Here is a 12,578-nt window from a genome sequence, read left to right on the forward strand (position 1 = left end):
TTAAATTTTAAACGCCGAATTGCTCAAGATGATGGTTTAAATGTTTGGCAAACATATTATTCCATTCCTGCGCGCTGAGTTTTCCGAAAGAGAAAGATTCTTTACCGTCAAAAGCTTCGCGGGCCAACTGCTGTGTTTTCTGGATAAAACCGATAAGGCGCTTTTTTTCCAGGATAAAATCCTGACGCTCTTTAATCAAAAATTGCGGAGCTGTTGGTGAGTTTTGAGTATATGCTTTTTCACCTACAACCTTGGGTTTTACAAAACTTTTTAAAATAAATTTGGCAATACCGCCGGGTTTTTTGTGTTTCTGCGGTTCGTACACCATTTCGTACGTTACATTGCAGTGCGCCAGCATTTGGTCCACCGACATTTTTCCCCAGTTTGGTACGGCGAACGGTGTAAGTTTGTTAATTCTGTCAATGTAATTCTGTGCCTGCTGCGCATTGAAAACGTCCTGCATATTTTTCTGGTTTTTGTTTCTAACAAATATATTTAAAAAATATCAGGTTAAAACGATGTTTTTTCTGAAAACGGCAAGCCGGACAAGCGATTGAAATGGAAATCCTTTTTTATCGGAAAAGGCAAAAGCGGCGGGAAATAAAAAAGATTGCAATGGAAAGCGCGGTCCCGAAAATTGCCGGTTAAAGCCGGTAATTTTTCGGGATGGCCCAAAAAAACCCGCTTCAAAATGAAACGGATTTGGTTGTGCGATTGCTTCGTTCCTCGCAATGACTTTACTCGGAAATCGTGATTTTCGTGCCTTTCGTATGCGCGTTCATTTGCGGCGCGTAGTAATTTTGCAGCGTTGTGATGCCGTTGCTGAAAGTGCCCGAAGCGTTGCAAATGTAGTCGTACTCGAAGACGTATTTTCCTTTCGGCATGAACTCGATGTAGAAGTTCGTGGAGGCGTCTTTTGTGGATTGATAGTAGCCGAGGCCGTTTTTCCATTCGTATCCGGAAATTACGCTGAGCGGCTCGAAACCTGCCGCCCGCATGTCTTTCAGGTGAATGTATTCCATGTTGCGGTCGGTGTTTAAAATCATTCTCACCGTTACTTTGTCGCCAACTTTCAGCGGTGAATTTGTGTTGATTTTTACCAATTCTTCGCCATTTACGGTTTTCACTTTTTTGTAAAGTTCTTTGGTGATTGAAAGGTAAGATTCTGAGGATTTTATTTTGTCTAAATCTTCGTAATACTGCCAGAACAAGCCACCCTGAACGATTCCCGGACCAGGTTTTGTGACCGTAACAGTACCGAGATTTTTATCAATTTTTTCGGATTTCACGGTTTTTTTCACATAACCGGTAGCTTTTGCGTCAGGATTTTCAAGTTCTTTCCCGCCCCAGATTATTTTGGCTTTTTCACTTTCTGGCGTGGTCCAAGATTTTCCGGAGTTCAGGATGGTGAAAATAACTTCAGCGGTGCCGCGCGAACTTCTCCAAGAATTGACTTCTTTCTGCGTGATGAGCCAGATTTTCAGCTCTTCAATAAAATTCACGTCTTGAGGGGTTAATTTTTCGAAAGCTTCCAAAGCGCCGGCGTGATTCACGGTTTTCGAAGAATACCAGCCCCAGTCGTTGAGGTTTTGTTTCCAATAAGTTCCCTGAGTTTCGGTGTCTGTTGAAGTTTCTTTCAGATACGTCAGGAATTTTTTCGCGATATCTTTTTGGCCGTAATTATTAAACAAAAGCGCTAAACGGTGCAAACCAAAGAAAGTAAAATCGGTGATTTTTTCGGTTTTTGCTTTTGAAATAACGGCATTTTTCAGCGCTGGGCCTTTTTGCTTTAATGGAAATTCTTTTTCCCAATAATTTCGTGTGTCTAAATAATCGAGGACGAAATTATTCACGACAAATTTTTTGTCGATTTCTCCGTATTTTGCAACTTCCTGATCGACAAAATTAATAAGTTTTGCAACCAGTTCTTTTTGCTCTGAAGATTGATAATCTGCGATATTTCCTTTTAGCCAAATATTAATTCTGCCGAGGTTTTTCAGAATATAAAGCGAGGTTGAATATGAACTCGGATAACCGGAATACCAGGAAAATCCACCGTCGGGATTTTGCAGTTTCTGCAGTTCTGCCCAATCTTCATTTATGGAATTTCGCATGGTGTTGGCATCGAATAATCTTGCGATTTTCTGCATTTGCTCGGTCTCGTTCTGGCTTTCCAAAACCCACGGCGTTTCTTCCAAAAGCAGCTGTTTCAATTCCAGATTTTTTTCGAGGTTTGAAGTCAGCAAACCTTTACTTTGGTATTCTTCGAAAACGGTTTTCAGCTTCGGATTGGCTTTGAAGATTTCTGCCGCCAAAACATCGGCAAACCATTTATTGAAAATAACGTCGGCAGAATTGTTCTGGTCATTTTTTAAACTTGGCAAAGCGAACAAAATTTCCCAGATTGGATTTGTGGTCAGTTCCAAAGTATTTGAAAAATTATTTGCCGTTGTAGAGGCATTTTTTGCTAAATTTTCTAAAGTGAAAGTTTTGGTTTGTCCTTCTTTCACAAAAATTGGAACGGTGTCGGTAACCAACATTCTGTTTGGTAAAACTGCAATTGCCATTTGTTCACCATCAGAAAAATTACCTGCTTTAGCGACTATTTTTAGGATTATGGAGGAAACATTGTTTGGAACTTTCAGTTTCCAGCTCACTACTCCATTTCCGTTTTCTTTTAATTCAAAAGATTTTTGGATGTCATTTAAATTGAATTTACCGGAAATATCTTCATTAGTAAAAGCATCCAAGATCTGGAGTTGCGCCGTTCCGTTTAATTTTTTGTCGACCAAACTTGAAAGTTTTGACTGCAAATTCAGTTCATCACCTTCGCGCAAAAAGCGTGGATAATTCGGTGTAACGGAAAATTCTTTCTGAGTAATGACCGTTTTTTCTAAAATTGCCGCGCGCGCATCTTTGGTGTGTGCTAAAAACATCAATTTCCACTGTGTTAAAGCTTCCGGCGAGGTGAATTCAAAATTGACGTTTCCATCTTTATCGGTCATTAAATTCGGGAAGAAAAAAGCGGTTTCGTTTAGGTTTTGGCGAACCGGAATTTTATCCATGTCTTTCACCGCAATTTGAATGCCGGGAACTTTTCCAGAAACGGCTGAAACGACCGCGGAATCAACCGCATTTGAAGGCGGAGGTGGCGGAGGTGTTCGGGATTCCATTTTGGCGGCAGACTGGACTCGAGTTCCATATGCTGTTACGACTACCTCTTTCGTTAATGTTCCGTAAAGTTCATTATACTGATCAAACCAACTAAAATTTGGAATATTAATATTTTCCTGCTTCAAATAAGGAATTGTTTTGCTGTAATTTTCCTGCGCTAAATAATTTTGAACAGCATAAGAATTCATGATGAAATATTTGCGGTAAATCTGCTGCCACGAGTAAGAATTGCCGGCAAACTGATCCAAAGATTTGTCGTACATATTTGCCAAAACTTCAGCATTCACTTTTTCTTTTTCCTCGCCGAGGACTTTCACCGTCCATTTTTCTTTCGAATTCGGCTGCAGCTTGTCGCGGAAAGTAACGGTTTCAATTCGAAGTGGCTTTTTGTCGGAGCTTATAGCTAAAGTGATATTTTCGGTTTTCACGTCGTTGAACGCCACGAGCTGAAATTGAAGATTGAGTTGATCAATACTTTCATCTTTCGGAAAAGCCACGGAATATTCTAAAACGCCATTTTTTAAGGTTTTTTGCTCTGTTACTGTGTCGCCATTTCCGTTTTGAAGGTAGATGTTGACCAATGCATTTGGCACGGCGGAATAAACGTAAATTTTCGCTTTTTCGTTTCGTTGATATTCCAGTTTTGGCTGAATGACTTTCAAAAATGGTTTCTGCGAATCTGTTAAAAAACGTTTATCGAAAACTTCGAAAGTTCTTTCAGTTCTGATGGTGTCTTTTCCTTCAATATTGAACAGTTCCAATTTGTATTTTCCGGCCCCTAAAGAGCCAAGATTCAAGATTCGAGAATCAAGATTTTCTTCGCGTTTATTTTGAGTCTCGGTTCTAGGTTCTTGAGTCTTCTCCAAAATTACTTTTTCAACTTTTAGCTCTTTTTCGTCTTTAGAAAAATAGTCATGCGGAAATTTTTGAATAAATTCTGCTTTTGAATATTTCGGCAAATCCTGAATTTCACTTTCAAAGTTGGAGCGGAAAATCCTTTCTTCAGGTTGAAGTTTTGAAAGTTTTACATGATACGATTTCGCTAAATTCTGGTCGTTGTAATTTTTGGTTTCAACTTTAATTTTTACCGGTTCATCAGTGAAAGAATCCTTGATTTCATCCGCTTTAATGTAATGTGACACCGATGCAACTTTTACATTTTCCGTCGCAGATTGCGTTTCACCATTAATATCGGTTACGGACGCATTTATTTCATAATTATCAATCTGAATTCCCTTCAAGGTTTCATCTTTTTCCAGCGCCACTTTGATAGTGAACTCCCCTTTTTCATTGGTTTTTACTTCACCTAAAATAGAGTTTTGGTTGTCATTTCCCCGCGGAAACCAATAGAAATACATCCAGCGGATATTACGTTTTTTAATTTCGTAATTCACGGTCGCGTTGGTGAGCGGAACGCCCGAAAACATCACGGCTTTACCTTTAATTTCAATGGTTTCACCGTACTTATATTCGTCTTTTACCGGATCGATGGTTATCTCGAATTTTGGTCTTTTATACTCTTCTACCCGGAAATATTTGCTCGCATCATTATCCAAATCATCGGACTCAACCTGAAGCGAAAACTGGCCGTTTAACTTTCCGTTGGGTAGGACAAAACTTCCGTGGTAAGAACCAAATATATTCGTCGTGAAATTTTGCGAGGAAACCTCTTCGCCATTGGCATCAATTAACTTAATTTTTTGGGAAACTCCTGCCGCTACAGATTCTTTTTCCTGCAGCAATTTTGTGTTAATCACTTTAAAATACACAATTTGCCCAGGCCGATAAATCGCGCGATCCAGGAAAATTTGCGCGTAATTTTCCTGCACTTGTTTTTGAGGTTCACTGTAGTTATCGCCGTAAACCTGCATCAAATTATAATCATTCGTCGCCGGTTGTTTCACCAAATAATAGCGATAATAATTGTCGTTTTTGGAAATCGGAAATTTAAAAATGGCGTCTGCATCAGTTTTCACATCGAAGGTGGAAGCGATCTTGCGGTCCGCCATTTCAAAGATTTTTAAGCCGCTATTTGGCAAGATTTTTCCTTTTTGCCGATCCACGAGTTTCATTTCGTTGGCTGCAATTTTAGTTTCATTTTTTTTCTGATAAATAATTCGCGACGATGTAGCAATAAAATAGAAATTTTCGTGAATGGCGCCGTCCACCACATATTCCGCCAAATAAATTCCGGCTGGAAGCGGTTTTATTTCAAGTGAAGTTTTATGCGTTTTGAAATCACTCATCGTAGGCAAACTGTACGTTTCTTTCCGAACCAAAGTTTTTTTCACCGCCGCAAAACGGCTCTTATCATAAGAATTCGCAACATATTGCAGGAAATTCTGCTCATCATTTTTTACCTCGTAGATATTCAAAGAAAATTCCGAAACATTTTTCGCTTCAGCAACCAAATGAATCGGCAAATTTGCCTGCGTGTGCGTTTCGTAATGGATGGTCAAAACAGGCTGAATAATTCTGCTTTCGCGGTTCAGAATATTGTTAATAAGCTTTGAATTTGAATATTTTTGCTTTGCTTCTTTGATTAAATTTAAAGCCTCGCCGAAATTCTCTTCGGAAATTAATTCATCTACCAAATCAGCATAAATCATTACCTTATAATCGCCGGCTGTTGATGAATTCAATAAAGCCTGCAGCCTTTCTTTTTTGTCTTGACAGTTGGTAAACACACAGTCGTCCTGCAGTTTTTTATGTTGAAAAAAAAGCTTCGAATTGCCGGTATTTTTTTGAATTAATTCCGAATATAATTCCGCAATTTTGGTTTGATTTACCTTTAATTCATTTGGAGTAAAAAGATCATCGTTTTTCAAAAATTCAATTTCGTTCATCGAAGTCCACTCAAAAAGTGTCGGAAAATAATCCAAATCTTCAGTTCCTTCAAAAATTTCCTTGTATTTGGAAAGCTGAATTTTAGCTAATTCCGCTTTTTTGGTGTCAAGCTCCTCGTAATGTTTTGCCAGGAAATTTTTAAAATCGAGTTTGCTCCACGTTTCAATTTGTGAAAAATCTTGATTATTAAAGTTTGTGCGCTGATTGATTTCCCAGGAATCGTTTTGATAATATTCACTGAAAAATTCACCTAAAAGCACCGTATAAAGCAACTTCTGCTCACCTTTGAGTTCATTTCCGAATGTGGAAAGTTTAGAAAAAAAACGGCTCGCAGCGTCATTATTTTCGTCGTCTGAAGTTTGGTTTACAATGCTAAATTCCGCTTTTAGCGAGCGAATCAGCTGTATCGTGTTGGCTTCTTTCATGGCTTTCTGCTGGATTTCTAAAATGAGTGGTAAATTAGATTTATATTTTCCGGTTTTATAATTTTCCGCGACTTTTTTCCATTGATCGTCGTAATATTTTTGCCCGAAAACTCCCGAACAGAAAGCGAAAAAAACGAGAAGGCTGAGGATTTTGGTAAATTTTTTCATATAATCATTGCTTGATTCCAATTTGGGATTCTCAAAGGTTTTATTGGTTAAATTTGCATAGTATGCAGATTTTAAAAGTACTAAAAAAATACGTGATTGACAGCCAAATTTATGTTTCCGTGATGGGAACTTCTCTGGCTGTTTTTTTTATGCTGGAACAAAATCTCATCAAAGTCCCTACAATTTTATTAATTTTCATCACCTATTTCAGCGGTTATCTGTACACCAAATACCAAAATACAGGCAAAATATTCTACCGTGTTTTAGCTTTTAATGTGGTGTGTGGCATTGTTTCCGCGCTTTTAATTTTGTACAACCACAATGAATACCGCCTCATAAAATGGATGATTATTGTGGTCATCGGACTTTTGTACAACAGCACTTCTCTCACTGTTTTTGTGCGGAAAATCCCGCTTTTTAAAGTTTTTTATGTGGGTTTAACCTGGGCTTTAATCAATTCCTGGTTAATTTTACCGCAGTTCAATGCTGAAATTTTCTGGATCAGCTGGTTATTTATCACCGCTTTGGTATTGCCGTTCGACATCCGTGATATGGCGTCTGACACGGTGGTGACCTTCCCGCGCTTAATCGGTGTACAAAACACCAAATATTTTGCTTATTTTTTGGTGTTTTTAAGCTTAATAATTGCGGTATTTTCTTTGGAGCCAAAATTTGCTTTTGCCTTTTTTTTAGCTGCTGTTTGCACCTTTTTTTTCATTTTTTATTCCGAGCAGTCGCACAAAGACACTTATTTTTCTTTTTGGGTAGAAAGCTGTTCCGCCCTGCCGCTTTTAATTATCATTTTAATGAAGTATTTTTGACGAATGATCATCCGCAAACTTTCATTAATTAATTTTAAAAATCATTCGGCGCAAAACTTCGAATTTTCCACGCAAATCAACTGCTTTGTGGGAAACAACGGTGTCGGAAAAACCAATATTTTAGATGCTTTGCATTATCTGTCTGTCGCGAAAAGTTTTCTGGGAAATACCGATTTGAACAACATTAAGCTAAATGAAAAATTTTTCGCCTTAGAAGGGGAAATTTTTGATGGTGAAAAAGACAATATTCTTCAAATTCAGCAGCCGAAAGACACCAAAAAAATCCTGAAGAAAAACGACAAGTTATACAATCGAATTGCGGATCACATTGGTTTTTTGCCCAGCGTTATTATTTCGCCTTACGATTCCAATTTAATTTCTGATGCCGGCGAAAGTCGCCGGAAATTTCTGGATTCTATGATTTCGCAAACCGATTCGGATTATCTTTTTAATTTAATTCAATATCAAAAAGCAATTCAGCAAAGAAATTCCTTATTAAAGAATTTTGCTAAAAACCGGTTTTTTGATGCAGAAAGCCTGGAAATTTATAATGAACCTTTAACGAGATTCGCGACGCGCATTTTTGAAAAAAGAAAGCAGTTCACGGATTTGATGATTCCCATTATTCAGAATTATTACCGCGTGATTTCGCACGATAATGAAGAAGTTTCCGTTCAATATAAATCCGACCTTTTTCAGGCAAATTTTTCGGAAATTCTGAATAAAAATCTGGAACGCGACCGCGTATTAACCTACACTTCAAAAGGTGTTCATAAAGATGATTTGCTTTTCGAGATGAATGCTTCACCGATGCGGAAAACTGCGAGCCAGGGACAGCAAAAATCGTTTCTCATCGCGCTGAAACTTTCGCAAATGAACAGAATTAAAGAACTGACGGGAAAAACGCCCATCCTTTTGCTGGATGACATTTTCGACAAGTTAGATGATCAGCGTGTTTCACAACTTATCGAATTGGTGAATAAAGAGCATTTCGGACAAATTTTCATCACAGATACCAGCAAAGAACGCACGGAAAATATCGTAAAAAGAATTAACGAGGAAAGCAAAATTTTTGAAATCGAATGAAAAGAAAGAAACGCGAATATCAGTCTTCGGAACTCGTAAAATCTTTTGCGAGAATCTATGGTTTTGAAGATAAACTGCTGGCTTTCGAGGTGAAAGATCTGCTTCACGAATATCTGAACGATGATCTTTTCAACGAAATAGAATCTGTGAATTTAAACCGAAAAATAATTGAAATCCGGGTAAATTCACCGTTGCTTAAAAATGATTTCCGTCTGAGAAAAAGCTTTTATTTAGCCAAATTTCAGGAAAAATTCGGCGCTGAACATTTTAGCGATCTTCTGGTTTTGTAACCACCATATTTTCCACCATTTTTCGGCCTCTGCCATCAAGCGTAGAACTGATCGGCAGGAAAAAGCGAAATGGATTTTTCATAAAATAGCGGACAATTTCACGGTAAATTTCTTTTAACTCATCACTGTTAATCTGTCTCGAACGGAAGGCCAAAATCATTGAGAGCGCGAAACTTACTGCGAAGTTAAAAAACCCGATTAAGCCTACGGTAACAAGAGAAATCCAGAACGTGTAATAATCGATTTTAAAATCCTTTCCATACAAAGCCGCGGCGAAATTTCCGGTTGAGAAAGTAATGTGGCGAATATCGATATCAAGTCCTAAAAATTTTCCAACAGGACCAGTAACGCCTAAAAATACACCGAACCAAAAATTAGAAACAATGCCCGAACAGTTTCTGGCGTAATATTCCGACAGGTTCCGGGAAACTCTTTCACCTAAAAAATAATTCAGAAGTGGATTTTTGGCAATCCTTTTCGGGATCTGATAAAATACAGAACTGTTTCCCACATTTCCCGAAATAATGCCCGAAAAGAACAGAAAAACCCCGGCAATAGACGCGTGAAGTAACGCTTTCGATTCAAACATATTGATGTTATGAAACAGCATATCGGCTTTTTCATAACCATAATTGTAATTGAAAAGAACATCCAGGCCATAAATTACTGCCAGCGCCGTCGCAAAGGTTACCAAAACATTTCCGACAAAAGCAATAAACTGGCTGCGGAAAAGTTTCGAAACAAAATGCGCAAAATCAACATAGTTCTTTTTGGTGTTTTTACCGTCAGAAAGCACTTTCGCCATCGTTGCCGCCGTCATCGCCGGCTGTTTGGTAGCAATGGTGTAGCCCATCAGATAAATGACGACAAAACACATCGCATAGTTAAGCGAATAGATTACGGCGTGTCCAAATTCGCTGCTCGGCAGGTCGCTGTACAAAATTTTCAAAATGCTGCACGCACCGATGATAATTCCACCCGCGCTCGCTTTCCACAGCAATTTCAGATATTCCTTTCGCGATGAAGTGATATAATGGGTGCCCGTTTCCGCCGTGTGATTGGTAATAAGGTGCGATTTTAGCGTGGTACTGTCTAAAATAAGCTCACGAAGATTATTTTTATGCGATTTATATTCTAAAATTTTGAAAATCAGTTTTTTAGAATTTTTAATGACATCTTCTTCGCTATCAAAAACCATCATCGAAAGAATGTCGGACATGCGCTGCAGCTGCTGGCGTGTTTTCAATAAGGCCTGATTTATCTTGCCTGAAATGCCATATTTTGAAGAGTTTTTGAAAGCCAGCGAAACAAAATCAAAACATTGTTTCATGTAGATTCTGATCTGCTTGTAGTTCACACTTTTTGAAGTCAGAAAAAAGTCGGGATCTTCTTTGTAACTTTCATTCAGCAGATCAATTTCATTTTGAAGTGCAACAAACGGATTATCGAAATCCCGATATTCCGGCGCCATATTTACCACCTGAACATCGAGCGCGTTGCCTATAATCCGCCAGGAAAGAATATTCAGCGAAAAAAGAAGTTCTCTTTTTACGCTTTTTTTCAGGCTTAACTCATCAATTTTTAAAAGTCGGAAAAGCTCGCTGAAAGAATCCTGATCCAGGCTTTTAAAAAATTCCAAATCAGCTTTTGGCCGTACCGAAACACTGTCAACCAAATACCACACGGTATCTTCGTTTTCCACATTCGGCAATAATTTATCCAGAATTCTCTTTTTGAGTTCCGGATAAAAGGCATTTTCCGATAAAATATTGGCTTCGGTTAAGGAAAGATTAAAAGGTTTTCCGTCGAATAAATTTTTGAGATAATAGGAGAAATTTTCGGTGATTTCTTCGTTTTCATGCAGAAATGCAAGCACTTCCTGAAAATTGATTTTTCGAACGCTTCGAAGAATTTCAGTAAGCGGCTCAAAAGATTTCGTCTCATTTTTGAAACTGAAATATTTGATGAGAACCGTGCTGAAACTCTCTTTATGTCGAAATTCAAATGCCATAATATTCCGGTAAAGATAATTATTTTAGCGCGATATTATTCATTTGGCGCATGATCCACCGGTGTTTTTTAGACAGATAAGCAGACGGATTTTTCGGGTCGTATTTTTTCGGGTTTGGTAGAATGGTGGCAATCCAGGCAGCTTCGCTTTTTGTCAGATTTTTGGATGATTTATTAAAATAATATTCTGATGCGGCTTCCACACCAAAAACGCCACGTCCCATTTCGATGGAATTCAGGTATCTTTCCAGAATCACCTCTTTTCCCCAGACCAGTTCGATGATGAAAGTATAAACCGCTTCGCAACCTTTACGAATCCAACTTCTGCCTTGCCAAAGGAAAATATTCTTGGCTGTTTGTTGAGAAATTGTACTTCCACCACGTAGTTTTTTACCTTTTTCGTTGTGCTCCATCGCTTTCTGAATGGCTTTGTAATCAAAACCATTGTGCGAAAAAAAACTCTGGTCTTCTGCTGCGATAACAGCTTTCTTCACATTGCTTCCCATTTCGTCGTACGAAACATAATCTCTTTTCAGTTTTCCAAATTCTACAAGCCCGCCAATTTGGGTAAAAGTTATTGGCGGATTGAAAAATTTCCCCCAAACAATGAAGAGAATATTTGCTAAAATGAGAATGTAAATGAATTTTTTAATTTTTTTCCACATGGCGGTGCATCAGTTTTTCGACGTGCAAAAATAGAAATATTATTTACTTCAGCTCTTTTAAATAGGTAAGATTATATTCCGGTAATACTTCTGGGTGAAAAATTTTAATATAATCTTTCAGTACCAAATCGGCGCGCACTACTCCGCTTTCGAAATAATCGTTGGCTTTTCCACGCTCGCGGCCGGTTACGGTGTAGAGTTTTCCGCTGTTGTAAACCGGAAGCTGCATATAATTTGGGTTAATTTGAAGCAACTCTTTTTTGGTTTGATGATTACCAACATTCACCCAATATTCGGCGTTTTTTGCTTTAGCAAAAACTTCTTCAAAACTCAGCGGAACCGCGTTTGCATCGCTATTCTCAGCATTGATGTATGACGCGTTTGCATCTGAAATGAAGTTTGCAAGACCGGATTTTCCACCAGGCAAAAACCATTGGTTTCCGTACATTTCGTTGGCCAGCACAAGGGGTTTTTCGGGAGCTGATTTTGCTAAAATTTTCAAAGAATCGTAGCTGGTTTTTATTTGATTAAAAGCTAAAAATGCCTCTTGCTGTTTTTGAAAAATTTGCCCAAATAGCAGCAAATATTTCGATTTTTCTAAAGGATTCTGCTCCAGATATTCATCAAGAAAAATAAGCTCAATTCCGTTTTTTCGAAGTAAATCGTAGGTATTGTCGAAACTCGAAATATAGTTGGTGAAAATAGCATCGGGTTTTAAAGCGATAATTTTTTCGACGTCATATTTCTGTTCATTTCCGATATTTTGGATTTTTCCGGTTTTCAGCAGTTGATGAATTTTCTCCGAAAAAATATATTCCGGACTGGAAACTCCGATGATTTTATTTTCCAAACCCAATTCTGTAAAATAGCCGACCAAACTTGCATTCAGCAAAATTACCCGCTGAAACGGCAAATTTTTGGCTTTTATCCCGTAAGAGAATTTACCAGACTTCAAATGAAAAATATCTCCAGCAGTTTTAAACTGAACATTTTTGGAGATGATTTCCCAATCTTTCGTGGAAGTTGAATCCTGCTTTTTACAGGAGAAAAGAAGAAAAAGCGAAAAAAAAGCGAAAAAAATTGATTTCATTT

8 protein-coding genes are annotated in these 12,578 nt (G+C 38.0%); 3 read left to right on the forward strand and 5 right to left on the reverse strand.

Annotated elements, in window-relative coordinates:
* Positions 1–7: 7 nt before the first annotated feature.
* Together BMZ55_RS02955 and BMZ55_RS02965 are read right to left on the reverse strand one after the other, a co-directional pair.
* On the reverse strand, positions 8–463 hold the full coding sequence (locus tag BMZ55_RS02955; protein ID WP_089818503.1) for a DinB family protein: 456 nt from the start codon (positions 461–463) through the stop codon (positions 8–10).
* A gap of 274 nt (positions 464–737) precedes the next feature.
* Positions 738–6,614 (reverse strand): alpha-2-macroglobulin family protein, encoded by a 5,877-nt coding sequence (locus BMZ55_RS02965; protein WP_089818507.1) that lies wholly within the window; start codon positions 6,612–6,614, stop codon positions 738–740.
* A 62-nt stretch (positions 6,615–6,676) separates the two neighbouring features.
* On the opposite strand from BMZ55_RS02965, the gene BMZ55_RS02970 reads away from it, so the two are divergent.
* The 3 genes from BMZ55_RS02970 to BMZ55_RS02980 are packed head-to-tail and all read left to right on the forward strand — an operon-like array spanning position 6,677 to position 8,811.
* Complete coding sequence (locus BMZ55_RS02970; RefSeq protein WP_089818509.1) at positions 6,677–7,435, forward strand: UbiA prenyltransferase family protein; 759 nt, start codon at positions 6,677–6,679, stop codon at positions 7,433–7,435.
* Between the two features lie 3 nt (positions 7,436–7,438).
* On the forward strand, positions 7,439–8,521 hold the full coding sequence (gene recF, locus BMZ55_RS02975; protein ID WP_089818511.1) for a DNA replication/repair protein RecF: 1,083 nt from the start codon (positions 7,439–7,441) through the stop codon (positions 8,519–8,521).
* Positions 8,518–8,811 (forward strand): hypothetical protein, encoded by a 294-nt coding sequence (locus tag BMZ55_RS02980; RefSeq protein ID WP_089818513.1) that lies wholly within the window; start codon positions 8,518–8,520, stop codon positions 8,809–8,811. Before recF ends, BMZ55_RS02980 begins: the two co-directional genes overlap by 4 nt.
* Here BMZ55_RS02980 and BMZ55_RS02985 read toward each other — a convergent pair.
* Genes BMZ55_RS02985 through BMZ55_RS02995 form a run of 3 tightly spaced genes read right to left on the reverse strand, consistent with a single transcriptional unit; the run spans position 8,789 to position 12,576 of the window.
* Positions 8,789–10,822 (reverse strand): recombinase, encoded by a 2,034-nt coding sequence (locus tag BMZ55_RS02985; protein WP_089818515.1) that lies wholly within the window; start codon positions 10,820–10,822, stop codon positions 8,789–8,791. The genes BMZ55_RS02980 and BMZ55_RS02985 overlap by 23 nt on opposite strands.
* Before the next feature lie 19 nt (positions 10,823–10,841).
* A complete protein-coding gene (gene mtgA, locus BMZ55_RS02990) occupies positions 10,842–11,486 on the reverse strand; it encodes a monofunctional biosynthetic peptidoglycan transglycosylase (protein WP_089818518.1) in 645 nt (214 codons plus the stop codon).
* 43 nt (positions 11,487–11,529) lie between these two features.
* Positions 11,530–12,576, reverse strand: coding sequence for an ABC transporter substrate-binding protein (locus BMZ55_RS02995; protein WP_089818520.1), 1,047 nt, complete (start codon positions 12,574–12,576; stop codon positions 11,530–11,532).
* Between the last annotated feature and the right edge of the window lie 2 nt (positions 12,577–12,578).

It is taken from the genome of Kaistella treverensis, assembly GCF_900114045.1.
GTDB classification, from domain to species: Bacteria; Bacteroidota; Bacteroidia; order Flavobacteriales; family Weeksellaceae; genus Kaistella; species Kaistella treverensis.

What these genes read in the sequence shown, in the direction of transcription:
- BMZ55_RS02985 (WP_089818515.1), bottom strand. Translation starts at nt 10,822, where the DNA reads ATGGCATTTGAATTTCGACATAAAGAGAGTTTCAGCACGGTTCTCATC.
- BMZ55_RS02965 (WP_089818507.1), bottom strand. Translation starts at nt 6,614, where the DNA reads ATGAAAAAATTTACCAAAATCCTCAGCCTTCTCGTTTTTTTCGCTTTC.
- BMZ55_RS02970 (WP_089818509.1), top strand. Translation starts at nt 6,677, where the DNA reads ATGCAGATTTTAAAAGTACTAAAAAAATACGTGATTGACAGCCAAATT.
- BMZ55_RS02955 (WP_089818503.1), bottom strand. Translation starts at nt 463, where the DNA reads ATGCAGGACGTTTTCAATGCGCAGCAGGCACAGAATTACATTGACAGA.
- BMZ55_RS02980 (WP_089818513.1), top strand. Translation starts at nt 8,518, where the DNA reads ATGAAAAGAAAGAAACGCGAATATCAGTCTTCGGAACTCGTAAAATCT.
- mtgA (WP_089818518.1), bottom strand. Translation starts at nt 11,486, where the DNA reads ATGTGGAAAAAAATTAAAAAATTCATTTACATTCTCATTTTAGCAAAT.
- recF (WP_089818511.1), top strand. Translation starts at nt 7,439, where the DNA reads ATGATCATCCGCAAACTTTCATTAATTAATTTTAAAAATCATTCGGCG.
- BMZ55_RS02995 (WP_089818520.1), bottom strand. Translation starts at nt 12,576, where the DNA reads ATGAAATCAATTTTTTTCGCTTTTTTTTCGCTTTTTCTTCTTTTCTCC.